The following is a 23984-nucleotide window of genomic DNA, read 5'->3' as shown; positions in this document are numbered from 1 at the left end:
TCTTTTGACTTGTGTTTTTTTCTGTTTTCAAACAGTACGAAAAAAGAAGTAATGGTAATACAAACACGTTGCCCAAGGGTTAATCATATTATATAAGAGATGGATGTATATTTTTCTGAAAATTGTTAAGGAATAGAAGTATAAAATATGTCCATTTGAATAGGGAGGGAAGGTTATGAAAGTACAAAATGAAGTTTGTATTGTTTGTGAGACAGAAAGAAAAGAAGGGATATATGTTTATAATAATTTAATATGTTATGAATGTGAAAAGGATATGGTGAATACGGAGACAAATGATCCGAAGTATATATATTATTTAAAGCAGCTTCGGAAATTAGAAGTATCATATTTTTAAATAGGCATATGCCTATTATTTTTTTTGTTCTGTATAATAGAGGGAGAATGAAATAATAAGGAAGAGATATAGATGAATCAAAATCGCATACCTTTATATGAGGCATTAACAGAGTTTAAAGAAAGAGGGCCGTTATCCTTTCATGTTCCAGGTCATAAAAATGGTTTAAACTTCCCTCAGGAAGCTGTAGGGGAGTTTAAAGATATACTATCTATCGATGTAACTGAGTTGTCAGGATTAGATGATTTACATAGTCCGTTTGAATGTATAGATGAGGCACAACAGTTATTAGCTGATGTATATGGAGTGAAAAAAAGTTATTTTTTAATTAATGGTTCAACAGTAGGGAATCTAGCAATGATTTTGTCTTGTTGTGGGGAACATGATATTGTTCTTGTACAAAGAAATTGTCATAAATCAATTATTAATGGTTTAAAATTAGCGGGCGCAAATCCAATTTTTTTAGATCCATGGATTGATGAAGCTTATAATGTACCAGTGGGAATTCATGATGAAATTATTAAGGAAGCAATTGAAAAATATCCAAATGCTAAAGCACTCATTTTAACGCATCCTAATTATTATGGAATGGGGATGGATCTAGAGGCAAGCATCGCTTATGCACATGCACATAAAATCCCCGTTTTAGTAGATGAAGCACATGGAGCCCATTTTTGTTTAGGAGGGGCATTTCCAAAGTCAGCATTAGCATATGATGCAGATATTGTAGTTCATTCTGCACATAAAACATTACCCGCGATGACAATGGGATCCTATTTACATATAAATAGTCGCTTAGTGAAAGAAGAAAAAGTTTCTACCTATTTAAGTATGCTACAATCTAGTAGTCCATCGTATCCAATTATGACTTCTCTTGATATTGCACGTTTTACAATAGCACGTATAAAAGAAAAGGGACATGATGAAATTGTCGAGTTTTTACGGGGATTTAAAGACGAATTGTGTTCTATTCCACAAATAGCTATTTTACAGTATCCATTACAAGATGAGTTAAAGGTTACTGTACAGACACGTTGTCAGTTATCAGGATACGAATTACAGTCTGTATTTGAAAAGGTCGGTATATATACAGAAATGGCGGATCCATATAATGTCCTATTTATTTTGCCCTTGCAAGTAAATAAGGAATATATGAAGGCTATAGAGATGATCCGAGGGGCATTGCAATATTATGAGGTGAAAGACAAGAAGGAATCTATTCGTTATACTTATAAAGGAGAATTTTCTCCTTTACCGTATACATATAAACAACTGGAAGGATATGAAACAAAAGTAGTATCTGTAGAAGAAGCAGTTGGGATGATAGCGGCAGAAATGGTAATTCCGTACCCACCTGGAATTCCATTAATTATGTATGGGGAAAGAATTACTTCAGAACATAAAGAGCAAATTATGTATTTAGAGCAATCAGGCGCTCGTTTTCAAGGTAGCACGAAATATATGAAAGTGTATGATATAGAAAGTAGGTTTTAGAATGAAGGGATTATTTGTAACAATTGAAGGTCCAGAAGGTTCGGGTAAAACAACGTTAATTAAAAGTTTATTGCCGTACTTTGAACAAAAAGAACAAAAGGTAATGGCGACGAGAGAACCAGGTGGTATTGCAATTTCAGAGGATATTAGAACAATTTTACATAAACAAGAATATACGATGATGGAAGCACGTACAGAGGCGCTTCTGTATGCTGCTGCACGTAGACAACATTTGGTGGAAAAGGTTATGCCGGCACTTAACGAGGACTACCTTGTATTATGTGATCGTTTTATAGACAGCTCTTTAGCGTATCAAGGATATGCAAGAGGGTTAGGTATGGATAAAGTATTTGAAATAAATCGTTTCGCAACAGAGGACTGTATGCCTAGTTTAACGATTTACCTAGACATTGAACCAGAGATTGGTTTAGCTCGCATTGAAAAAGATGCAGGACGTGAAGTGAATCGATTAGATATGGAAGATATCTCTTTCCATAAACGTGTCCGTGAAGGGTATTTACAAGTTGTAGAACGTTTCTCAGATCGTATTGTATTGGTAAATGCTGATCAACCAATGGAAAAACTTATAGAAGAAGTTGTTCAGATTATAGAAGATAAATTGTTATAATAGAAGGAAAGAATGAAATAAGTGAGGTATGTATTATGACGAAGACGTGGGAGCAGCTTTCTGCTATACAACCCATCGGTGTAAAAATGTTGATGAATAGCATTGCAAAAGAGCGTATATCCCACGCTTACTTGTTAGAGGGAGGGAAAGGGACTGGAAAGTTTGCAACGGCAATTCAAATGGCAAAGAGTTTCCTATGTTCTGGGCGGAATGGGGTAGAGCCTTGTCATGTATGTACAAATTGTAAGCGAATTGATTCAGGTAACCACCCTAACTTACATATTGTAAAACCAGACGGATTATCTATTAAGAAGCAGCAAATTCATGATTTACAAGAAGAGTTTTCAAAAACAGGATTAGAAGCAAATAAAAAAGTATATATTATTGAGCACGCAGATCGTATGACAGCAAATGCAGCGAATACACTTTTAAAATTTTTAGAAGAACCAAGTAGTGATACAACAGCTATTTTACTTACTGAACAAAGTCATCAAATTTTAAATACGATTTTATCTCGCTGTCAAGTTGTTACATTTAGACCGTTACCTACGGAATCTTTAATTAGAAGATTACAGGATGAAGGTATTACGGCATCTTTATCGACACTTGCTGCGCAACTCACGAATAGTTTTGATGAAGCTTTAGCTTTATGTAGTGATGAATGGTTTGCACAAGCACGAGCTTTAGTGATAAAATTATGTGAAGCGCTCGAAAAGGATAAAGCCTCTATTTTTTTTGTACAAGAAAAATGGGGAAAACACTTTGGAGAGAAAGAACAATTACAGCAAGGTTTAGATATGTTGCTCCTTATTTATAAGGATTTATTATATGTTCAACTTGGAGAAGAAGATCGTCTTGTTTTTCATGAGCAGAAAGAGTTGTTTGAATCTTTCTCCTATGCTCAGAAGCGCATTGTATCAGCTCTCTTTAATATATTAGAGGCAAAAAATAGAATCAACGCTAATGTAAATGCGCAGCTTGTGTTCGAACAGTTAGTGTTGCGGTTGCAGGAGGGATGACCGTTTTGTATGATGTAGTAGGTGTTCGCTTTAAGAAGGCCGGAAAGGTGTATTACTTCGATCCGAATCAGTTCGATATCTCTGAAAATGAGTTTGTAATTGTAGAAACAGTAAGAGGTATTGAGTACGGAAAAGTAGTTATTACCAAAAAGCAAGTTGATGAAAACGACGTTGTATTACCGCTAAAAAAGGTTATTCGTATTGCAAATGAAAATGATCGTACCATTGTTGAAGAGAACAAACATGCTGCGAAAGAAGCATATCAAGTTTGTCAGCAAAAGGTAGTAGAGCATAATCTTGATATGAAACTTGTAGATGTAGAGTATACGTTCGATCGCAATAAGATTATTTTCTACTTTACTGCGGATGGTCGGATTGATTTCCGCGAACTAGTGAAAGACTTAGCGGCAATTTTTAGGACAAGAATTGAACTAAGACAAATTGGTGTTCGTGATGAAGCGAAGATGCTTGGTGGTATTGGTCCATGTGGTCGTATGCTTTGTTGTTCTACTTTTTTAGGAGATTTTGAACCTGTATCCATTAAGATGGCAAAGGATCAAAATTTATCATTAAATCCTGCAAAAATCTCTGGTTTATGTGGTCGCTTAATGTGTTGCTTAAAATATGAGAATGATGAATATGAGGCAGCAAAGGAACAACTTCCTGATTTAGATCAACGTATACAAACCCCGCATGGTACTGGCCGTGTTATCGGATTAAATATTTTAGAAAGATTAATTCAAGTGGAACTAGTAGACAAGGAACGGATAGTAGAATATACGTTAGATGAGTTAGTGAATAAAGGGGTCGTTTCGAGTCAAACCACAGATTAATGAGGTGGGTGCTTGTGGAGAAAAAAGATATTTTTGCATCGGTTTCTAGTATGGAAGAGCAAATTGGACATTTATACAAACAGTTGGGAGAATTAAAACAACATCTTGCAGAGTTGTTGGAAGAGAACCAACATATAAAAATGGAAAATGAAAATTTGCGACACCGCTTTGAAGAAGTGCAGATTAAAGAAAAACAAAAAACTCAAAAACGTAAAGAAGTGAAGCCGAAGACAACTGATATTGGCGAAGGCTACGATAATTTAGCAAGGCTATATCAAGAAGGTTTTCATATTTGTAATCTGCATTATGGAAGTGTACGTAAAGAGGGAGATTGTTTATTCTGCCTGTCATTTTTAAATAAAAAGTGAAATTACCTTTCCAATGATAATTGGAAAGGTAATTTTTTATACATGAGAGTAGAATGAAATATGTTTTTTATTAGTAGAAGATGAAATAGGGTAGGTTAAGTGTAAGAAAAGGAGTAACATATGAATTTATATGAAGATGAACGTTTAGATTACTTATTAGCGCAAGATATGAAGATTGTACAAAGCCCATCAGTATTCAATTTCTCGTTAGATGCTGTTTTACTTGCAGACTTTGCTTGGGTACCGATTCAAAAAGGTAATGTACTTGATTTGTGTACAGGTAACGCAGTTGTCCCCCTTTTATTAAGTACAAGAACAAAGGGAAACATTACAGGTGTAGAAATTCAAGAACGTTTATATGATATGGGAATCAGAAGCGTTCAATACAATAAGTTAGAAGAAAGAATTCACTTAATACATGGGGATTTGAAAGATATGCCGGAGAAACTTGGACGTCATCAATATGATGTAGTCACATGTAATCCCCCTTATTTTCAAACACCTGCAACTTCTGAGAAAAATATGAATGAACATTTAGCGATAGCTCGTCATGAAATTATGTGTACATTAGAGGATGTTGTATCTGCAAGTAGTCAATTAGTAAAGCAAGGTGGGAAAGTAGCATTTGTACATCGTCCAGGTCGTTTACTAGATATTGTTACATTAATGCGTAAATACAAAATTGAACCAAAGCGTGTACGATTTGTTTATCCTAAGGCAGGGAAAGAAGCGAATACATTGTTAATTGAAGGAATTAAGGATGGAAACGCAGATTTGAAAATATTGCCCCCTCTTTTTGTATATGAAGAAAATAATGAATATACAAAGGAGATTCGTTCAATTTTATATGGAGAAGAATAAGCATTGTTTTTATGTAGTAGAGTGCTCTGACGGAAGTTATTATGCTGGATATACAAATCATATAGAGAAGCGGATTCAGACCCATAATAGTGGAAAAGGGGCTAGGTATACGCGTGCTAGACTTCCTGTTGTTTTAAAATACATAGAATTTCATGAAGATAAGCGTACAGCTATGCAAGCAGAGTATTATTTTAAGCAGTTAAATAGAAAACAAAAAGAAGAATATATGCAAAAAGGAGAACGCTATGTGGCAACAAAAAAGCTTTCAACAAAATGAAAAGGGAGTTTTATATTTAGTACCAACTCCTATTGGAAATTTAGAAGATATGACATTTCGTGCAATCCGAATTTTAAAAGAAGCTGATTTAATTGCTGCTGAAGATACGAGACAAACGAAAAAACTTTGTAATTATTTCGAAATTGAAACCCCTGTTATGAGTTACCATGAGCACAATAAGGAAGTAAGTGGGAAGAAAATATTAGGGAAGTTAGACGAAGGAAAGACTGTAGCACTTGTTAGTGATGCTGGTATGCCGTGTATTTCCGATCCAGGTTACGATATTGTTGTAGAGGCTGTAGCAGAACAGTATCATGTTATCCCGCTTCCTGGGGCAAATGCAGCCCTTACAGCATTAATTGCATCAGGTCTTGAAACAAAACAATTTTATTTCTATGGATTTTTACAAAGAAATAAAAAAGAAAGAAAAATGGAGTTAGAGAAGCTTCGTTATGTACAAACTACAATGATGTTTTATGAAGCGCCCCATCGTTTAGATGATACTTTAATCTCGATGCAAGAAGTGTTGGGAAATAGAGAAATTGTATTATGTCGAGAGTTAACGAAAAAATTCGAGGAATTTATTCGTGGAACAGTTGAGGAAGCAATTGAGTGGACGAAACAAAATGAAGTTCGTGGCGAGTTTTGTATTTTAGTAGCTGGTTCAACGGAAGAACCTGCCCCAGAAGAACAATGGTGGGAATCTATTTCGATATATGATCATATTGAACATTATATAAACGAAAAAAGTATGAATTCAAAAGAGGCAATAAAAACAGTCGCTAAAGATCGAGATTTGTCGAAACGCGATGTATATCAAATCTATCATGTCGATAAAAAATAAGCTTCTCATAATTGAGAAGCTTATTTTGCTGTTTCGATATAATCTTGAAGTTCGTTTAAGACTTGCTCAGCGCCTTCTTTGCTTAAGATAATTTTACCTTCAGCTAAAGATAGGTTACCATCAGATACTTCACCAGTTACTTGGCAAGTCATGTTTGGCTTATATTTTTTTAAGATGATTTTCTCGTCATCAACGTAGATTTCAAGAGCATCCTTTTCTGCAATACCTAAAGTACGGCGTAATTCGATTGGAATTACTACACGACCTAATTCATCAACTTTACGAACGATACCAGTAGATTTCATAATTCTTTTCCTCCTAAAGAAATAGTTTATAAGTTTCGAGTCTATTTTCTAGATTCGTCATTTTTCGACAAAATACCCTATGGACATATGATACCAATCATTTACATTTCCGTCAATTCTTTAATTCTATATTTTTTAAAAAGATTTATAGATTTCTTACTTCTTATATATAATAGAATGAGAGTAATTTCTACTATTATTTCACTTTATTTTCAGAAAAATTTATAGATTGTAAGTAAGGACTGTATATTTTCTTGAAATATGAGCAATAGATGATAAAGATACTAAGTATTAACTCGTTTTTATCAAGCATTAGCAAGCAGTAAGATTCTAAATTTAAAATTTGGCTGGAGCAAAGAAGTTAAGTTGGAGTCGGATTGGTGCGGGTTAATAATCCGCGGGAGTGAACAAAACCCCCACAGATTAAAGTTTCACTTTATATATAAGTTTTTGATATACTATTTATAAATACATATGAGGTTATCCGGGAGGTCCAAAACAATGACAGAGGAAAACAAATCCTTTTATATTACTACCCCAATTTATTATCCAAGTGGAAAATTACACATTGGACATGCTTATACAACAGTAGCAGGAGATGCGATGGCACGATATAAGCGTATGCAAGGATATAATGTTCATTATTTAACAGGAACTGATGAGCATGGACAGAAGATCCAAAAGAAAGCAGAAGAATTAAATGTTACACCACAAGCATATGTGGATAACATTGTTGCAGGAATCAAAGAGCTTTGGGAGAAGATGGATATCTCTTATGATGATTTTATTCGTACAACTGAAGATCGTCATAAAGATGTTGTTGAAAAAATCTTCAAGCAACTAGTAGATCAAGGTGATATTTATCTTGATGAATATGAAGGTTGGTATTCTGTACAAGATGAAACATTCTATACAGAACATCAATTAGTAGATCCAATTATGGAAGGTGAAAAAGTAGTTGGAGGAAAAAGCCCAGATAGTGGTCATGATGTAGAACTTGTTCGTGAAGAATCGTATTTCTTTAGAATGGGTAAATATGTCGATAGACTATTAAAATTCTATGAAGATAATCCACATTTCATTCAGCCAGAGTCTCGTAAGAATGAGATGATTAATAACTTCATTAAACCGGGCTTAGAAGATTTAGCTGTTTCTCGTACTTCATTTGACTGGGGAGTTCGTGTTCCAGGTAACCCGAAACACGTTATTTACGTATGGGTTGACGCATTATCTAACTACATTACAGCATTAGGTTATGGAACAGAAAATGAAGAGATGTATAAGAAATTCTGGCCAGCTGATGTGCATTTAGTTGGAAAAGAAATCGTTCGTTTCCATACAATTTATTGGCCAATCATTTTAATGGCATTAGATTTACCTCTTCCGAAAAAAATCTTTGCTCATGGTTGGATTTTAATGAAGGATGGAAAGATGAGTAAGTCAAAAGGAAACGTAGTAGATCCAGTTACTTTAATCGATCGTTACGGATTAGATGCATTACGTTATTACTTACTTCGTGAAGTTCCATTCGGATCTGATGGTGTATTCACACCAGAAGGATTTGTGGAGCGCATTAATTTCGATTTAGCAAATGACTTAGGTAACTTATTAAATCGTACAGTAGCTATGATTGATAAGTACTTTAACGGAGAAATCCCTGCATTTAAAGCAGATGTAACGGAATTCGATGAAACGTTAGTAACGTTTGCAAAAGATACATTGAAAAAAGTAGAAGAGGCAATGGAGAATATGGAATTCTCTGTAGCGCTAAGCTCAATTTGGCAATTGGTTAGCCGTGCAAATAAATATATTGATGAAACACAACCGTGGGTATTAGCGAAAGATGAGAATGATCGTGAAAAATTAGCTTCTGTAATGGCTCACTTAGCAGAAGTACTTCGTCAAACAGGTATTATGCTTATGCCGTTCTTAACGGTAGCACCAAGTAAGATGTTTGCTCAACTTGGACTTACTGAAGAGGCACATAAATCTTGGGGAAGCCTATCTACAATTGGCTGTATTCCAGCTGGAACAAAAGTAGAAAAAGGAAACCCGATTTTCCCTCGTTTAGAAATGGAAGTAGAAGTAGGCTACATTAAAGAACAAATGAAAAGCTCTGCTCCTAAAGTAGAAGAGAAAAAAGAAGAAGAACCGAAAGCAGAAGAAATTACAATTGATGATTTCTTTAAAGTAGAATTACGCGTAGCTGAAGTACTATCAGCTGAACCTGTGAAAAAAGCAGATAAGTTGTTAAAAATTCAGCTGGATTTAGGTACAGAAAAGCGTCAAGTTGTTTCAGGAATTGCAAAATTCTATTCGCCGGAAGACCTAAAAGGTAAAAAGGTTATTTGTGTAACAAACTTAAAACCTGTAAAATTACGCGGTGAATTATCACAAGGTATGATTTTAGCGGGTGAAGAGAATGGCGTGTTGTCATTAGCATCAATCGACCAAAATCTACCAAACGGTACGAAAATCAAGTAATTAAGACAAGAAAAGAGATGTTTCACGTGTAACATGTGTGAAGCGTCTTTTTTCTTTTTACATTCTCTACTTTTGCATTAAAATTATAGTATTGTTATCGTTAAGTTAGTAAAGAGCTTATTTTTTAGAATAAACTGGATTTCAATATAAAAGGAGTTATGTATTATGTTGTTTGATACACATTCACATTTGAATGCAGAGCAATTTGAAGAAGATTTGCAAGAGGTTATTGTACGAATGAAAGAAGTGGGAGTTACCTATACAGTTGTTGTTGGTTTTGATGAAGTAACGATAAAAAAGGCGATTGAATTAGCTGAAACTTATGATTTTATTTACGCTGCGGTAGGATGGCATCCAGTTGATGCAATTGACATGACAGAAGAACATCTAGCTTGGTTAGAAGAACTTGCTTCTCATCCTAAAGTCGTTGCACTTGGAGAGATGGGATTAGATTATCATTGGGATAAGTCTCCAAAAGAAATACAGAAGGAAGTATTCCGTAAACAAATTGCATTAGCCAAAAAGGTGAAATTGCCGATTATTATACATAACCGCGATGCAACTCAAGATATTGTTGATATTCTAGAAGAAGAGAATGCAGCTGAAGTGGGAGGCATTATGCATTGTTTTAGTGGCAGCGTAGAAGTAGCAGAGCGATGTGTTGATATGAACTTTTTAATTTCGTTAGGCGGACCAGTTACATTTAAAAATGCTAAGAAACCGAAAGAAGTTGCTATGGAGATTCCATTAGAGAAATTGTTAATAGAGACGGATTGTCCATATTTAACACCACATCCATTTCGAGGAAAACGAAATGAACCAAGTTATGTAAAACTCGTAGCAGAAGAAATTGCGAATTTAAAAGGAATTTCTTATGAGGAAGTAGCAGAAATAACAACAAAAAATGCAAAAGCTTTATTTGGTGTTGAATAAAAAGGAGTGGGAGAACCCATTCTTTTTTATTTTTGTGAAAAAATAAGGGCGAATGAGGAAGTGTTACAATAAGAAGAGAGAACAAAGTTTTGGACATTCTATTTTTTAAAATGTAAGAATGGGGAAAATAATAATGGAAAAGTCGTCATTTTTTTGTTTTACTAAGTAGAGACGAAACGAGTGTGGAGGCAAGCATGAAAATTAAAGAGATTATCGTTGTAGAAGGTAAAGATGATACAGTTGCGATTAAGCGTGCTGTTGATGCGGATACAATTGAAACGAACGGTTCAGCAATCGGTGATCATGTTATTGAGCAAGTTAAATTAGCGCTGCAAAAACGGGGCGTTATTATTTTCACAGATCCGGATTATCCTGGAGAGCGTATTCGAAAAATTATTTCTGATAAGGTGCCTGGATGTAAACATGCCTTTTTACCGAAGGAAGAAGCACTTGCCAAAAGGAAAAAGGGTGTCGGGATTGAACATGCTTCTAATGAATCAATTCGCCGTGCTTTAGAGAATATACATGAAGAAATGGAAGCTTACACAAGTGAAATTAGTTGGAGCGATTTAGTCGATGCAGGCTTAGTGGGCGGAGAAATGGCAAAGAGTCGCAGAGAAAGAATGGGTAAGCTATTAAAGATTGGTTATACAAACGCAAAACAGTTACATAAACGTTTACAAATGTTTCAAGTTTCAAAAGAATCGTTTGCAGAAGCTTATAAGCAAGTCATACAGGAGGAAAGAAAATGAAGGATATCGCAACGCCAAATCGTACGAAAGACATTGTTGAAAAGTATGGATTTTCATTCAAAAAAAGTTTAGGACAAAATTTTTTAATTGATACGAACGTATTAAATCGTATTGTCGATCACGCTGAAATTGGTTCAGAAAGTGGTGCAATTGAAATTGGACCAGGTATCGGTGCGTTAACAGAACAATTAGCGAAGCGTGCTAAAAAAGTAGTGGCTTTTGAAATTGATCAGAGATTATTACCGATTTTAGATGAGACGTTAGCTCCATATAACAACGTTACAGTTATAAATAAAGACGTACTAAAGGCAGATGTACATGAGGTGTTTAGTGAGCAATTTGAGGAAGGGCAAGATGTAATGGTAGTAGCGAACTTACCGTACTATATTACAACGCCAATTTTATTTAAATTGCTGGAAGAGAAATTACCGGTTCGTGGATTTGTTGTTATGATGCAAAAAGAAGTTGGAGATCGTTTAGCTGCTAAACCTGGAACGAAAGAGTATGGTTCTTTATCCATTGCTATTCAGTATTATACAGAGGTAGAAACAGTTATGACTGTACCACGTACAGTGTTTGTGCCACAACCAAATGTTGATTCTGCGATTATTCGTCTCCTAAAGCGCCCGAAACCAGTTGTAGAAGTAACAGATGAGACATTCTTCTTTGAAGTAGTACGAGCAAGTTTTGCACAGCGTCGTAAAACTTTAATGAATAATTTATCAAATAATTTAAACGGTTTCCCGAAAGATAAAGAGTTGTTGGATCGAATTTTAACAGAAGTAGGAATTGATCCAAAACGAAGAGGCGAAACGCTATCTATCGAGGAGTTTGCAACATTAAGTAATGCATTAGTTCTTCATAAATTGTCATAAGAATAGAAAAGGGACAGTTCAACTTGAACTGTCCCTTTTGTCACCTTTCCGCTCCTACATTCATACTTTAAAAACAGGTAAGATGGCCTAACGAGTTTGGAGGTAGGAGAATGGCTTTACATGTTGGAGAATTAGTGGAACGATATTCTCATAATAGGGATATCCTTTTTCGTATTATAGAAATAAAAGGCGAGATAGCTATATTATTTGGAGAGGAAATTAGACTGGTGGCAGATGCACCACTTGAAGATTTAATTAGTATAGATCAACGAGAGCATAAAAAAAGAGCGAAGCGTGAGAAAGAAACGATGGAGCGTACGTATCGTTTGTTTCAACAAGATTATGTATTAATGAAACAAAGGCATGAACACACTTCAACGGGTGGATATACAAGTGAGGTGAATTATTTTCAAATGCCAGGACGTGTATTGCATATAGATGGGGACCCGTTATATTTGCGCAAGTGCTTAGACTTATATAATAAAATTGGTGTTCCTGTACAAGGTATTCATTGTAAAGAAACAGAGATGCATGAAAAGGTAGTAGATTTAATAGATCATTTTCGTCCGGACATTTTAGTTATTACGGGGCACGATGCATATACAAAATCAAAAGGGGTAAAGGGAGATTTAGCAGCATATAGACATTCAAGGCATTTTGTACAGGCTGTTCGAGAAGTGAGAAAAAAATATCCATCATTGGATCAACTCGTTATTTTTGCCGGGGCATGCCAATCACACTTTGAAGCATTAATTCGAGCGGGTGCTAATTTTGCTAGTTCACCATCTAGAATTAATATTCACGCACTAGATCCTGTATATGTGGTTGGTAAAATTAGTTTTACGTCGTTTATGGAAAGAGTAAATGTATGGGATGTTGTACGTAATACGATTACCGGCGAAAAGGGACTTGGCGGGATTGAGACGAAGGGGATTTTACGAACTGGATTACCCTTTCAACATTATGAAGAATAAGCAAGGTACATATGTATCTTGCTTTTTTGTATGGAAAGGATTTAAATCAGCTTGGATAAAAAGAGACAAGAACGCGCAGACTACATAATGATACTTTTACAATATAGTATTTCTTCTATCTATTTGAACGCATGATGCTTTTATAACGATATTGTCTGTGAGTTGCGGTTAATAATTGGGATAGATATATCGTGTTTTAAGTGTTCAATCTAAATTACAGCGAGGTGTAACGAAGTATATGTCAAAACGTTTAGATGAAATTAAAAGCGAATTAGATCACCATCTTGGACAGAGACTGATGTTAAAGGCAAATAGTGGGAGAAGAAAAACAGTAGAACAATCAGGTGTACTTGCAGAAACGTACCGTTCTGTTTTTGTTGTACAATTGGATCAGCAAGAAGATGCGTTGCAACGTGTATCATATAGCTATGCGGATGTTTTAACAGAGACAGTAGAGTTAACGTTTTATGGTGAACCTCATAATGAAGTGATTTTATAATTCATGTATCGTTACATATATTCCCACAAATGAAAAGCTATATTATTTTGCATACTAATTATACCGTAGCAAAATAAGGAGGGACTCTGCATTGAGTAGACGAAGAGGTGTCATGTCAAATCAATTTAAAGAAGAGCTTGCAAAAGAGCTAGGCTTTTATGATGTTGTTCAGAAAGAAGGCTGGGGCGGAATTCGTGCGAAAGATGCTGGTAACATGGTGAAACGTGCTATAGAAATTGCAGAACAGCAATTAATGAAACAAAACCAGTAGTTGTAAGATACTTTCTATGCTACGGTAGCCGAGGAGTGATTCCTCGGCTTTTTGTACTCGAAAAGGTGCCATCATTTTACATAAGTAGTTTCATTCTGAATGCTTTTCGTTATAATTAGGGAAGTGTCATCGTCTTACTATAAATTTATGGTAAAATAAACGATAAAAGATTGAGTACATAGAGTGGGTGAATAGATTGAAGCTACTAGTGAAAGCACCAGCAAAGATTAATCTGTCGTTAGATGTACTGGGAAAAAGACAAGACGGATATCATGAAGTGAAAATGATTATGACAACAATTGATTTAGCGGATCGTTTAGAACTAATGGAATTAGCAGAAGACCGTATTGAAATTTTATCCCATAATCGGTATGTCCCAGACGACCAAAGAAATTTAGCTTATCAAGCAGCGAAATTATTAAAAGAGAAGTTTAATGTGAAAAAAGGCGTATCTATTACTATTGAAAAAACGATTCCAGTAGCAGCTGGATTAGCAGGTGGAAGTAGTGATGCAGCAGCGACATTACGTGGCCTTAATAAATTATGGAATTTAGGGCTTACAATTGATCAGTTAGCAGAGCTTGGCGCAAAAATTGGATCAGATGTATCGTTTTGTGTATATGGTGGGACAGCAATTGCCACTGGAAGAGGAGAGCAAATTGAGCACATAAAAACTCCGCCTTCTTGTTGGGTTATTTTGGCGAAACCCCATATTGGTGTATCTACTGCTGATGTGTATGGAAATTTAAAGTTAAATCGAGTTACACATCCAAATGTAGATAAAATGGTTAACGTCATAAATGCTGGGGACTACAAAGGGATTTGTGATACTGTTGGTAATGTTTTAGAAGATGTAACGTTTGCGATGCATCCTGAAGTTGCACGTATTAAGGCACAGATGAAGCGATTTGGGGCGGATGCCGTATTAATGAGTGGAAGTGGCCCAACTGTATTTGGTCTTGTGCACCATGATTCGCGAATGCATCGTATATATAATGGATTAAAAGGATTTTGTGAACAAGTATACGCAGTACGTTTATTAGGAGAGCGAGAAACGCTTGAATAAAGACGTATAATACGTTATGATTTGTTTAGAATATTCGTGATTTGAGGTGAGAGTATGAAAATTAGACGAAGTACAAGATTAGTCGATATGACGTATTACTTGTTACAAAACCCTCGTCAGCTAGTTTCTCTCACTTTTTTTGCTGAAAGGTATCAATCAGCTAAGTCTTCCATTAGTGAAGATTTAGTTATTATTAAGCAAACGTTTGAACAACAAGGGGTCGGCACATTGCAAACGGTACCAGGAGCAGCAGGAGGAGTGAAATATATACCATATATAAGTGAGGAAGAGGCAGATCTAATTATTAGTGAGCTTTGTAGCTTATTTGAAAATCCAGGTCGTATTTTGCCTGGTGGTTACTTATATATGACAGATCTTTTAAGTAATCCTCGCCATATTAATGGCGCAGGTCGTTTGTTTGCTTCTGTTTTTGCTAGGCAACCAATTGATGCGGTTATGACGGTGGCAACGAAGGGGATTCCACTTGCTTATGCGGTGGCAAATTACTTAGATGTACCGGTAGTAATTGCAAGGAAAGATAATAAGGTAACAGAAGGTCCAACTGTTAGTATTAACTATGTATCAGGTTCTTCTAAGCGAATTCAAACAATGACGTTAGCAAAGCGTAGCCTTCCAGAGGGATCAAATGTTTTAATTATTGATGACTTCATGAAAGCTGGCGGGACAATTCAAGGTATGATGAGTATGTTAGAAGAGTTTAAGGCTAATGTTGTTGGTATTGGTGTATTAGTAGAATCCACGGATATTGAAGAACGACTAATTAATAATTTTGTATCATTAATTCGTCTATCAGAAGTTGATGTGAAAGAAAAAGCGATTCAAGTGGAAAAGGGAAATTATTCACTGGCACCATTTGATGAAGGGCTTGTAGAGGCTGAGTAAAAAGGTAAAGCAGATCGCTTTATCTTTTTTTTATTCTATTTATAAATTATAAAATAGATGGACAAACTGCTTTTCGTGCACTATTTTTAAAGAGTAAAAATAAATAATAAAAGGGTGAAAAAATATGAAAGTTGTTCAAACAAGCAATGCACCACAAGCAATTGGACCATATTCACAAGGGATTATTGTAAATAATATGTTTTACAGTTCAGGACAAATTCCGTTAACTGCAAGTGGAGAGCTTGTAGCAGGAGACGTGACAGTACAAACAGAGCAAGTATTTCAAAATTTACAAGCGGTATTAGAAGAAGCAGGTGCTTCATTTGATACAGTAGTAAAAACAACAGTATTCTTAAAAGATATGGATGATTTTAATGCTGTTAATGAAGTATACGGCTCTTATTTCTCTACTCATAAGCCAGCGCGTTCTTGTGTGCAAGTAGCAAAATTACCGAAAGATGTTTCGATTGAAATCGAAGTAATTGCCCTAGTTAAGTAATCTTTTGTAAGCGATAACCTCCACTAATCTCTATATTCAATTACATTAAAAATTTTTATCTTAAAAATTTTTAAAAAATTAAAGGGAAAATAGAAAATTTGTGGAATTTATACAAATATATCGCTTATTTAGAAAAGGGTGGTGAACACAAGATGGAAGTGACTGACGTAAGATTACGCCGCGTAAACACAGAAGGCCGCATGAGAGCAATTGCCTCTATTACTCTAGACCATGAATTTGTTGTTCATGATATTCGTGTAATTGATGGTAATAATGGATTATTTGTAGCAATGCCAAGTAAACGTACTCCAGATGGAGAATTCCGTGACATTGCACATCCAATTAATTCTAATACACGCTCTAAAATTCAAGATGCGGTTTTAACAGAGTATCATCGTTTAGGCGAGTTAGAAGAGGTTGAGTTTGAAGAAGCGGGTGCTTCGTAAAATTCGAATGAAAAGGGCTTTTTAAAGAAATCCCTATAATTTTGCAACAAACTCCTGTAAGCATTTACAGGGGTTTGTTTTTTTTGTGGTTTTATCTATTTTTCGCACGGAAAATTCTGAATTCTTCAAAGTGAAGAGGAAAACTTCTAATTTTTTCAAAATCATTTTAAATAGTATAGCTTATTTCTTAAAAAAGATACTAAAGAGTAAAACATCGTATAAGAATTATGGTAAAATTTAATAGTTAAAATGTGTTTCTTGAAATATATGATGATTTAGGATAATATCGTTAATGGATAAATAGGTTGCGATGGAGGGTCTATATGTCAAACAGATTTGCAGTGATTCTAGCTGCAGGCAAAGGCACACGTATGAAGTCTAAGCTATACAAAGTGCTTCATCCTGTATGTGGAAAACCTATGGTACAACATGTTGTCGATCAAGTAACGCAATTAGGATTGCAGAAACTTGTAACAGTCGTAGGACATGGTGCTGAAATGGTACAAGAACAGCTAGGAAACGTAAGTGAGTTTGCATTACAAGCAGAACAACTTGGTACAGCACATGCTGTAGATCAAGCTGCAAGTGTACTTGCAAACGAAGAAGGAACAACTTTAGTTATTTGTGGTGATACGCCGCTAATAACTGCTGAAACGATGGAATCATTGCTTCAGCAACATAAAGAGGCAGGGGCAATGGCAACGGTGCTAACAGCTTACATAGAAGAACCTGCTGGATATGGTCGTATCGTTCGTAATGAGAATGGTCATGTTGAAAAGATTGTTGAGCATAAGGATGCAAATGAGAAAGAATTAGCTATTAAAGAAATCAATACAGGTACGTATTGTTTTGATAATAAAGCTTTATTCGCCTCACTTTCTAAAGTTTCAAATGATAACGTACAAGGTGAATATTACCTGCCAGATGTTATTGAGATTTTAAAAAATGAAGGTCATATCGTATCAGCTTATCAAACAGAGCACTTCGATGAAACGTTAGGTGTTAACGACAGAGTCGCTCTATCGCAAGCGGAAATTATTATGAAAAACCGTATCAACCGAAAGAACATGGTAAATGGTGTTACAATTATTGATCCAAGTAACACGTATATTTCTGCTGATGCGATTATCGGTAGTGATACAGTTCTTCATCCAGGAACAATTATTGAGGGGAATACTGTAATTGGTTCTGATTGTGAAATTGGACCGCATACAGTAATTCGCGATAGTGAAATTGGAGATCGTACAACAATTCGTCAATCTACTGTACATGATAGTAAACTTGGTACAGAAGTATCGGTTGGTCCATTTGCACATATTCGCCCAGATTCAGTTATTGGAGATGAAGTACGCGTTGGAAACTTCGTGGAAATCAAAAAAACTGTTTTTGGTAATAGAAGTAAAGCTTCACACTTAAGTTATATCGGGGATGCACAAGTTGGAGAAGACGTGAATCTTGGTTGTGGTTCAATTACGGTGAACTATGACGGTAAGAATAAATTCAAAACTGTGATTGGTAACGGGGTATTTATTGGATGTAATTCAAACCTTGTTGCTCCTGTAACAGTTGAAGATGGTGCTTATGTGGCAGCAGGCTCTACAATTACAGAGAATGTTCCATCAAAAGCATTATCTGTAGCACGTGCACGTCAAGTTAACAAAGAAGACTATGTTGATCAATTGCTGAATAAGAAAAAATCATAATGTGGAGGGTTAATCTAGATGTCGACTCAATATCTAAATTCTAATTTGAAAGTATTCTCTTTAAACTCTAATAAGGAACTTGCTGAGCAAATTGCAAAGCACATTGGAGTAGGACTAGGAAAATGTTCTGTTGATCGTTTTAGTGATGGAGAAGTTCAAATTAACATTGAAGAAAGTATCCGTGGTTGCGATGTATTCATTATTCAATCTACAAGCTTCCCAGTAAACGAACATATCATGGAATTACTTATTATGATCGATGCATTAAAGCGTGCATCTGCAAAAACAATTAATATTGTTATTCCTTACTATGGTTATGCGCGTCAAGACCGTAAAGCGCGTTCTCGTGAACCAATTACATCGAAACTTGTAGCAAACTTGCTTGAAACAGCAGGTGCAACTCGTGTAATCACTCTAGATTTACATGCTCCACAAATTCAAGGATTCTTTGATATCCCAATCGACCACCTAATGGGTGTACCGATCCTTTCAGATTACTTTGAAACAAAAGGTCTTAAAGATATCGTAATCGTGTCACCTGACCACGGTGGGGTAACTCGTGCTAGAAAAATGGCAGATCGTCTAAAAGCACCAATCGCTATTATTGATAAGCGTCGCCCTCGTCCGAACGTATCAGAGGTAATGAACATTATCGGTAATATTGAAGGTAAAACAGCAATTTTAATTGATGACATCATTGATACAGCTGGTACAATTACATTAGCAGCAAACGCTCTTGTTGAGAACGGTGCTTCTGAAGTATATGCTTGCTGTACACACCCAGTATTATCTGGTCCAGCAATTGAGCGTATCCAAAATTCAAATATTAAAGAGTTAGTTGTAACGAACTCTATCGTATTACCAGAAGAGAAGAAAATCGACAAAGTACATGAACTTTCAGTTGCTCCACTAATCGGAGAAGCAATCATTCGTGTATACGAAGAAGAATCTGTAAGTGTATTATTCAATTAATTGGATAGAATGAGACGTAACCAAGATTGGTTACGTCTTTTCGTATCGAAAAAAGAAAGTAGTGGTACAAGAATGAAATTGATAGTAGGACTTGGGAACCCGGGTAGAGAATATGAATTAACAAGGCATAATATTGGATTTATGGCGATTGATGAACTTGCAAAGCGTTGGAATATTTCTTTGAATGAACAAAAATTTAAAGGAATATTTGGTGCGGGATTTGTTAATGGAGAAAAAGTAATCTTATTAAAGCCACTTACATATATGAATTTATCTGGGGAAAGTATTCGACCACTCATGGATTACTATAAAATTGATGTTGAAGACTTCGTTGTTCTGTACGATGATTTAGACATCCCTGTAGGTAAATTACGCCTTCGTATGAAAGGTAGTGCTGGTGGACATAATGGTGTGAAATCAACAATTTCACATTTAGGAACACAAGAGTTTCAACGTATCCGCATGGGAATTGATCGTCCGAAAAATGGCATGAAGGTAGTAGATTACGTATTAGGACGTTTTACATCGGAAGAAATTCCTGATGTGAGTCATTCTATTGAAAAAGCAGCGGATGCATGTGAAGAATGGTTAAATAAACCTTTTCTTCAAATCATGAATACCTTCAATAGTTAAGGGTATGATTGGGAATATTTTGTCTTATTTTTACCCATACTAGTAGTAATTGGATTTTTAGGAGGCTAGTATGGAAGGTTATTATTATTGCAGACATTGCGGGAGTAATGTAGGCTCCGTTACTGCAGAAAAAGTGTATAGCGACGTTTTATTTCAACTAACAGAGCAAGAAGTAGTAGAGATGATTCATTTTCATGAGAATGGAAATATATATATAAAAACGATTTGTGAATCGTGTCAAGAAACGCTCGCATCTTATCCTGAGTATTATGAATATGAAAAATTTCTGCAATAAAATGTTGTCGCTTTGGCATGTCCAAAGCATTTTTCTGTTTTCTTTTTCCGAAATATTTGCATAAAATATAGTGGCTTGCTCTTTATGTTGAGAGGGGTTTTGAAAATGATAGGTTTATTAGAGCAATTTTATAAAAATGAAGAGATCCAATCGGTTATTAATGGACTAGAAGATGGTTTAAAAGAACAACTTGTATCAGGTATGGCAACCTCTTCTCGTTCGTTATTAATGGCGGCCTTATATAAAAAAACAAAAAAATCACAACTTATTGTGACGCATAATTTATATCAAGCACAAAAAGTGCATGAAGATTTAGTGGCGTTACTTGGTGAAAAAGATGTGTGGTTATACCCAGTAAATGAATTGATAGCATCAGAAATTGGTGTTGCAAGCCCAGAATTGAAGGCGCAACGTATTGAAGTATTGAATCGTTTAGCGGCAGGAGAGAACGGGATTATTGTAGCGCCAGTTGCAGGACTACGCAGATTTTTACCAATGAAAGAGTTGTGGAAGCAAAGGCAAATCGAAATCAATCTAGGGCAAGAGATTGATTTAGATACATTCTTGCATACTTTACATCATATTGGTTATGAGCGTAAGTCGATGGTAGAAGCTCCTGGGGAATTCAGTTTGCGTGGGGGAATATTAGATATTTACCCATTAACTGAAGAGTTACCATTTCGTATTGAATTTTTCGATACAGAAGTTGATTCTATTCGATTATTTGATGTGGATGAACAGCGCTCTCAAGATAAAAAAGAAAGTGTTAGATTTGGTCCAGCAACAGAGTTTTTATTTTCACAGGAAGAATTGAAGTCGGGAATTGAGCATCTTGAGGAAGGCTTGACTAAGACGATGCAAAAACTTTCCGATGATAAATTGAAGACTACAGTGCTTGAAACGGTAAGTCATGAAATTGAGATGTTAAAAAACGGGCAAAGTATAGAACAGATGTTTAAATATTTATCTATTTTCTATAAAGAACCTGCTAGTCTTATAGATTATTTACCAGAAGATGGTATTGTGGTTTTAGATGAGATTTCCCGTATTCAAGAAACAGCATCACATCTTGAAACAGAAGAGGCGGAATGGTATATATCACTTCTTGGTGAGGGAATAATTATTCAAGATTTATCTTTCTCACACTCGTTTGAGGAATTTCTTCATCATAAAAAAAGAAGTTTTGTATATTTAACGTTATTCTTACGTCATATAGCACATACACATCCGCAAAACATTGTGAATGTGACATGTAAAACAATGCAAGATTTCCATGGGCAGATGCAGTTGTTGAAAACTGAAATTGATAGATGGAACGAAGGGCATTTTACGACTGTTGTGCTCGGCACAGATGATGAACGTGTAAAAAAACTACAACATATTTTAAGTGATTATGATATTGAGGCAGATATCGTAGAGGGCACAGACATATTATTGCCTGGAAGGTTACAAATTGCTGTAGGTGATTTACATGCAGGATTTGAAATGCCGATGCAAAAGCTTGTTGTTATTACTGAAAAAGAGCTTTTTCATAAGAAAGTTAAAAAATCACAACGTAAGCAGAAGTTATCTAATGCTGAACGTATTAAAAGTTATTCGGAATTAAAAGTTGGAGATTATGTAGTTCATGTAAATCATGGTATAGGTAAATTCTTAGGTATCGAGACATTAGAGATTAATGGTGTTCATAAAGATTACTTGAATATTAAATATCAAGGTAATGATAAGTTATACGTTCCAATTGAACAAATTGACCAAGTGCAGAAATATGTAGGATCTGAAGGTAAGGATCCAAAAGTTTATAAATTGGGCGGAAATGATTGGAAAAAGGTCAAAACGAAAGTTGAAAAATCTGTACAAGACATTGCGGATGACCTAATTAAACTATATGCTGAGCGCGAAGCTTCAAAGGGTTATGCATATACACCAGATACGGCAGAACAACAAGAATTTGAATCTTCTTTCCCATATCAAGAGACAGAGGATCAATTACGTTCTATTGAAGAGATTAAGAAAGATATGGAACGTGGACGTCCGATGGATAGGCTTCTTTGTGGTGATGTAGGATATGGAAAGACGGAAGTAGCTATCCGTGCGGCATTTAAGGCAATTATGGATGAAAAACAAGTTGCAATTTTAGTGCCGACAACGATCCTTGCACAACAACACTATGAAACAATTCGAGAGCGTTTTCAAGATTATCCAATCAATATAGGATTATTAAGTAGATTCCGTACGAGAAAACAGCAAAATGAAACAATTAAAGGCTTAAAAGATGGTACGGTAGATATCGTAATCGGAACGCATCGTATTTTATCTAAAGATGTTACTTATAAAGATTTAGGTCTTCTTATTATTGATGAAGAACAAAGGTTTGGTGTAACGCATAAAGAAAAAATTAAACAATTAAAAGCAAATGTTGACGTGTTAACATTAACGGCAACTCCGATTCCGCGTACACTCCATATGTCTATGCTTGGTGTGCGTGACTTATCTGTTATTGAGACACCACCAGAAAATCGTTTCCCAGTCCAAACGTATGTAGTAGAGTATAACCCAGCGTTAATGCGAGAAGCGATAGAACGAGAGCTTGCAAGAGGTGGGCAAATTTACTTCCTATATAATCGTGTGGAGGATATCGAAAGAAAAGCGGATGAAATTTCGATGTTAGTTCCAGACGCGCGTGTAACTTATGCGCATGGAAAAATGAACGAAGGTGAATTAGAGTCTGTTATGCTATCGTTTTTAGAAGGGCAGCATGATGTTCTTGTAAGTACAACAATTATTGAGACGGGTGTAGATATTCCGAATGTAAATACGTTAATTGTATTTGATGCAGATCGTATGGGACTATCGCAGCTGTATCAGCTTCGTGGTCGTGTTGGACGTTCTAATCGTGTTGCATATGCATACTTTGCATACAAACGAGATAAAGTGTTATCAGAAGTTGCAGAGAGGCGTCTGCAAGCCATTAAAGAGTTCACAGAGCTTGGGTCAGGTTTCAAAATTGCAATGAGAGACTTATCCATTCGTGGTGCAGGTAACTTGTTAGGAGCCGAACAGCATGGATTTATTGATTCTGTCGGATTTGATCTATATTCTCAAATGTTAAAAGATGCAATTGAACAGCGTAGAGGAACAGATGGGGTTGAAAATACAGTTAATGTTGAAATTGATTTAGAAGTAGATGCATATTTACCAGATGCTTATATTTCAGATAGTAAACAAAAGATTATGATGTATAAACAGTTTAGAGGTGTTTCTGCAATTGAGGATATTGAAGAGTTGCAGGAAGAGATGATAGATAGATTTGGTGATTATCCGCAAGAAGTTGGTTACTTATTGCAAATTGCAAATATTAAAGTATTGGCAATGAAAGAACAAATTGAGTTAATTAAGCAAAATAAATTTGAAGTGACAATTCTGTTCTCAGAACAAGCAAGTCAAAATATTGATGGCGGAAAATTATTCATGCTTGGAAATAGTTTTGGACGTATGATTGGTCTAGGAATGGAAGGATCGCAATTGAAAATCGTTATGAAAACAAATGGTTTAGAGACATCGAAGTGGTTAACAATTGCTGAAAATTTATTAAAAGGCCTGCCAGATGTAAAAAAAGAAGTCATAAATGCCTAATATAAGATAAAAAAATACAATTCGGCGTGCATAGAAGAACTAATGTGTAAAATACTATG

Annotated in this window: 26 protein-coding genes; 25 read left to right on the top strand and 1 reads right to left on the bottom strand. The window is 35.4% G+C overall.

Annotated elements, in window-relative coordinates; genetic code table 11:
* Positions 1 to 175 precede the first annotated feature (175 nt).
* The 9 genes from DN393_RS29235 to rsmI all read left to right on the top strand — a co-directional run bounded on the left by DN393_RS29235 (position 176) and on the right by rsmI (position 6679).
* Positions 176 to 355 (top strand): sigma factor G inhibitor Gin, encoded by a 180-nt coding sequence (locus DN393_RS29235; protein ID WP_064475144.1) that lies wholly within the window; start codon positions 176 to 178, stop codon positions 353 to 355.
* Between the two features lie 72 nt (positions 356 to 427).
* Positions 428 to 1849, top strand: coding sequence for an aminotransferase class I/II-fold pyridoxal phosphate-dependent enzyme (locus DN393_RS29230; protein ID WP_149174193.1), 1422 nt, complete (start codon positions 428 to 430; stop codon positions 1847 to 1849).
* Between the two features lies 1 nt (position 1850).
* A complete protein-coding gene (gene tmk / locus DN393_RS29225; RefSeq protein WP_000677225.1) occupies positions 1851 to 2477 on the top strand; it encodes a dTMP kinase in 627 nt (208 codons plus the stop codon).
* A 35-nt stretch (positions 2478 to 2512) separates the two neighbouring features.
* Complete coding sequence (gene holB / locus DN393_RS29220) at positions 2513 to 3496, top strand: DNA polymerase III subunit delta' (RefSeq protein WP_064475146.1); 984 nt, start codon at positions 2513 to 2515, stop codon at positions 3494 to 3496.
* 5 nt (positions 3497 to 3501) lie between these two features.
* The gene (locus tag DN393_RS29215) at positions 3502 to 4329 is read left to right on the top strand and encodes a PSP1 domain-containing protein (RefSeq protein WP_000272429.1); all 828 of its coding nucleotides are present in this window, start codon (positions 3502 to 3504) and stop codon (positions 4327 to 4329) included.
* Between the two features lie 14 nt (positions 4330 to 4343).
* Complete coding sequence (gene yabA / locus DN393_RS29210; protein WP_000412057.1) at positions 4344 to 4697, top strand: DNA replication initiation control protein YabA; 354 nt, start codon at positions 4344 to 4346, stop codon at positions 4695 to 4697.
* Between the two features lie 120 nt (positions 4698 to 4817).
* A complete protein-coding gene (locus DN393_RS29205) occupies positions 4818 to 5558 on the top strand; it encodes a tRNA1(Val) (adenine(37)-N6)-methyltransferase (protein WP_060486369.1) in 741 nt (246 codons plus the stop codon).
* Complete coding sequence (locus DN393_RS29200; RefSeq protein WP_000414343.1) at positions 5545 to 5835, top strand: GIY-YIG nuclease family protein; 291 nt, start codon at positions 5545 to 5547, stop codon at positions 5833 to 5835. The genes DN393_RS29205 and DN393_RS29200 overlap by 14 nt, the downstream gene beginning before the upstream one ends.
* A complete protein-coding gene (gene rsmI, locus DN393_RS29195; RefSeq protein ID WP_149174192.1) occupies positions 5804 to 6679 on the top strand; it encodes a 16S rRNA (cytidine(1402)-2'-O)-methyltransferase in 876 nt (291 codons plus the stop codon). Before DN393_RS29200 ends, rsmI begins: the two co-directional genes overlap by 32 nt.
* Positions 6680 to 6699: 20 nt before the next feature.
* On the opposite strand, the gene DN393_RS29190 is transcribed toward rsmI, so the two are convergent.
* A complete protein-coding gene (locus DN393_RS29190) occupies positions 6700 to 6984 on the bottom strand; it encodes an AbrB/MazE/SpoVT family DNA-binding domain-containing protein (protein WP_000843037.1) in 285 nt (94 codons plus the stop codon).
* A 501-nt stretch (positions 6985 to 7485) separates the two neighbouring features.
* On the opposite strand from DN393_RS29190, the gene metG reads away from it, so the two are divergent.
* From metG to mfd, 16 genes are all read left to right on the top strand, one after another.
* Positions 7486 to 9468: a methionine--tRNA ligase gene (gene metG / locus DN393_RS29185; protein ID WP_064475149.1), complete on the top strand. Its 1983-nt coding sequence runs from the start codon at positions 7486 to 7488 to the stop codon at positions 9466 to 9468.
* A 165-nt stretch (positions 9469 to 9633) separates the two neighbouring features.
* A complete protein-coding gene (locus DN393_RS29180; protein ID WP_064475150.1) occupies positions 9634 to 10401 on the top strand; it encodes a TatD family hydrolase in 768 nt (255 codons plus the stop codon).
* A 194-nt stretch (positions 10402 to 10595) separates the two neighbouring features.
* The gene (gene rnmV / locus DN393_RS29175) at positions 10596 to 11153 is read left to right on the top strand and encodes a ribonuclease M5 (protein ID WP_000692830.1); all 558 of its coding nucleotides are present in this window, start codon (positions 10596 to 10598) and stop codon (positions 11151 to 11153) included.
* Positions 11150 to 12028 (top strand): 16S rRNA (adenine(1518)-N(6)/adenine(1519)-N(6))-dimethyltransferase RsmA, encoded by an 879-nt coding sequence (gene rsmA / locus DN393_RS29170; RefSeq protein ID WP_064475151.1) that lies wholly within the window; start codon positions 11150 to 11152, stop codon positions 12026 to 12028. Before rnmV ends, rsmA begins: the two co-directional genes overlap by 4 nt.
* A 110-nt stretch (positions 12029 to 12138) precedes the next feature.
* Positions 12139 to 13002: a sporulation peptidase YabG gene (gene yabG, locus DN393_RS29165; protein WP_064475152.1), complete on the top strand. Its 864-nt coding sequence runs from the start codon at positions 12139 to 12141 to the stop codon at positions 13000 to 13002.
* Positions 13003 to 13240: 238 nt separating this feature from the next.
* Complete coding sequence (veg, locus tag DN393_RS29160; protein ID WP_000044349.1) at positions 13241 to 13501, top strand: biofilm formation stimulator Veg; 261 nt, start codon at positions 13241 to 13243, stop codon at positions 13499 to 13501.
* Positions 13502 to 13592: 91 nt separating this feature from the next.
* Complete coding sequence (gene sspF, locus DN393_RS29155) at positions 13593 to 13772, top strand: acid-soluble spore protein SspF (protein WP_001985066.1); 180 nt, start codon at positions 13593 to 13595, stop codon at positions 13770 to 13772.
* A gap of 196 nt (positions 13773 to 13968) precedes the next feature.
* Positions 13969 to 14838, top strand: coding sequence for a 4-(cytidine 5'-diphospho)-2-C-methyl-D-erythritol kinase (ispE, locus tag DN393_RS29150; protein WP_000772096.1), 870 nt, complete (start codon positions 13969 to 13971; stop codon positions 14836 to 14838).
* A gap of 54 nt (positions 14839 to 14892) precedes the next feature.
* Entirely contained in the window at positions 14893 to 15741 is an 849-nt protein-coding gene (gene purR, locus DN393_RS29145) for a pur operon repressor (RefSeq protein ID WP_064475153.1), read from the top strand.
* A gap of 124 nt (positions 15742 to 15865) precedes the next feature.
* The gene (locus DN393_RS29140; protein WP_000869826.1) at positions 15866 to 16240 is read left to right on the top strand and encodes a RidA family protein; all 375 of its coding nucleotides are present in this window, start codon (positions 15866 to 15868) and stop codon (positions 16238 to 16240) included.
* A gap of 152 nt (positions 16241 to 16392) precedes the next feature.
* Positions 16393 to 16686, top strand: a complete 294-nt coding sequence (spoVG, locus tag DN393_RS29135) for a septation regulator SpoVG (RefSeq protein WP_000454042.1) — start codon at positions 16393 to 16395, stop codon at positions 16684 to 16686.
* A gap of 323 nt (positions 16687 to 17009) precedes the next feature.
* Entirely contained in the window at positions 17010 to 18389 is a 1380-nt protein-coding gene (gene glmU / locus DN393_RS29130; RefSeq protein ID WP_064475154.1) for a bifunctional UDP-N-acetylglucosamine diphosphorylase/glucosamine-1-phosphate N-acetyltransferase GlmU, read from the top strand.
* A gap of 18 nt (positions 18390 to 18407) precedes the next feature.
* Positions 18408 to 19361, top strand: a complete 954-nt coding sequence (locus DN393_RS29125; RefSeq protein WP_000107420.1) for a ribose-phosphate diphosphokinase — start codon at positions 18408 to 18410, stop codon at positions 19359 to 19361.
* Positions 19362 to 19433: 72 nt separating this feature from the next.
* Positions 19434 to 19994: an aminoacyl-tRNA hydrolase gene (pth, locus tag DN393_RS29120; protein ID WP_078183735.1), complete on the top strand. Its 561-nt coding sequence runs from the start codon at positions 19434 to 19436 to the stop codon at positions 19992 to 19994.
* A 70-nt stretch (positions 19995 to 20064) separates the two neighbouring features.
* On the top strand, positions 20065 to 20289 hold the full coding sequence (locus DN393_RS29115; protein WP_000399441.1) for an anti-sigma-F factor Fin family protein: 225 nt from the start codon (positions 20065 to 20067) through the stop codon (positions 20287 to 20289).
* 105 nt (positions 20290 to 20394) lie between these two features.
* Positions 20395 to 23925: a transcription-repair coupling factor gene (mfd, locus tag DN393_RS29110; RefSeq protein ID WP_064475156.1), complete on the top strand. Its 3531-nt coding sequence runs from the start codon at positions 20395 to 20397 to the stop codon at positions 23923 to 23925.
* Positions 23926 to 23984 lie beyond the last annotated feature (59 nt).

Source organism: Bacillus sp. BPN334 (assembly GCF_008368885.1).
Taxonomy (GTDB): domain Bacteria; phylum Bacillota; class Bacilli; order Bacillales; family Bacillaceae_G; genus Bacillus_A; species Bacillus_A wiedmannii.
Note: the sequence above shows the minus strand (reverse complement) of the source record. Positions and strands in the feature narration are given on the sequence as shown.

Bases quoted from the DNA above. Each gene is read 5' to 3' on its own strand.
- DN393_RS29235 (WP_064475144.1), top strand. From the start codon at position 176: ATGAAAGTACAAAATGAAGTTTGTATTGTTTGTGAGACAGAAAGAAAA.
- DN393_RS29230 (WP_149174193.1), top strand. From the start codon at position 428: ATGAATCAAAATCGCATACCTTTATATGAGGCATTAACAGAGTTTAAA.
- tmk (WP_000677225.1), top strand. From the start codon at position 1,851: ATGAAGGGATTATTTGTAACAATTGAAGGTCCAGAAGGTTCGGGTAAA.
- holB (WP_064475146.1), top strand. From the start codon at position 2,513: ATGACGAAGACGTGGGAGCAGCTTTCTGCTATACAACCCATCGGTGTA.
- DN393_RS29205 (WP_060486369.1), top strand. From the start codon at position 4,818: ATGAATTTATATGAAGATGAACGTTTAGATTACTTATTAGCGCAAGAT.
- DN393_RS29200 (WP_000414343.1), top strand. From the start codon at position 5,545: ATGGAGAAGAATAAGCATTGTTTTTATGTAGTAGAGTGCTCTGACGGA.
- rsmI (WP_149174192.1), top strand. From the start codon at position 5,804: ATGTGGCAACAAAAAAGCTTTCAACAAAATGAAAAGGGAGTTTTATAT.
- DN393_RS29190 (WP_000843037.1), bottom strand. From the start codon at position 6,984: ATGAAATCTACTGGTATCGTTCGTAAAGTTGATGAATTAGGTCGTGTA.
- metG (WP_064475149.1), top strand. From the start codon at position 7,486: ATGACAGAGGAAAACAAATCCTTTTATATTACTACCCCAATTTATTAT.
- DN393_RS29180 (WP_064475150.1), top strand. From the start codon at position 9,634: ATGTTGTTTGATACACATTCACATTTGAATGCAGAGCAATTTGAAGAA.
- rnmV (WP_000692830.1), top strand. From the start codon at position 10,596: ATGAAAATTAAAGAGATTATCGTTGTAGAAGGTAAAGATGATACAGTT.
- rsmA (WP_064475151.1), top strand. From the start codon at position 11,150: ATGAAGGATATCGCAACGCCAAATCGTACGAAAGACATTGTTGAAAAG.
- yabG (WP_064475152.1), top strand. From the start codon at position 12,139: ATGGCTTTACATGTTGGAGAATTAGTGGAACGATATTCTCATAATAGG.
- veg (WP_000044349.1), top strand. From the start codon at position 13,241: ATGTCAAAACGTTTAGATGAAATTAAAAGCGAATTAGATCACCATCTT.
- purR (WP_064475153.1), top strand. From the start codon at position 14,893: ATGAAAATTAGACGAAGTACAAGATTAGTCGATATGACGTATTACTTG.
- DN393_RS29140 (WP_000869826.1), top strand. From the start codon at position 15,866: ATGAAAGTTGTTCAAACAAGCAATGCACCACAAGCAATTGGACCATAT.
- spoVG (WP_000454042.1), top strand. From the start codon at position 16,393: ATGGAAGTGACTGACGTAAGATTACGCCGCGTAAACACAGAAGGCCGC.
- glmU (WP_064475154.1), top strand. From the start codon at position 17,010: ATGTCAAACAGATTTGCAGTGATTCTAGCTGCAGGCAAAGGCACACGT.
- DN393_RS29125 (WP_000107420.1), top strand. From the start codon at position 18,408: ATGTCGACTCAATATCTAAATTCTAATTTGAAAGTATTCTCTTTAAAC.
- pth (WP_078183735.1), top strand. From the start codon at position 19,434: ATGAAATTGATAGTAGGACTTGGGAACCCGGGTAGAGAATATGAATTA.
- DN393_RS29115 (WP_000399441.1), top strand. From the start codon at position 20,065: ATGGAAGGTTATTATTATTGCAGACATTGCGGGAGTAATGTAGGCTCC.
- mfd (WP_064475156.1), top strand. From the start codon at position 20,395: ATGATAGGTTTATTAGAGCAATTTTATAAAAATGAAGAGATCCAATCG.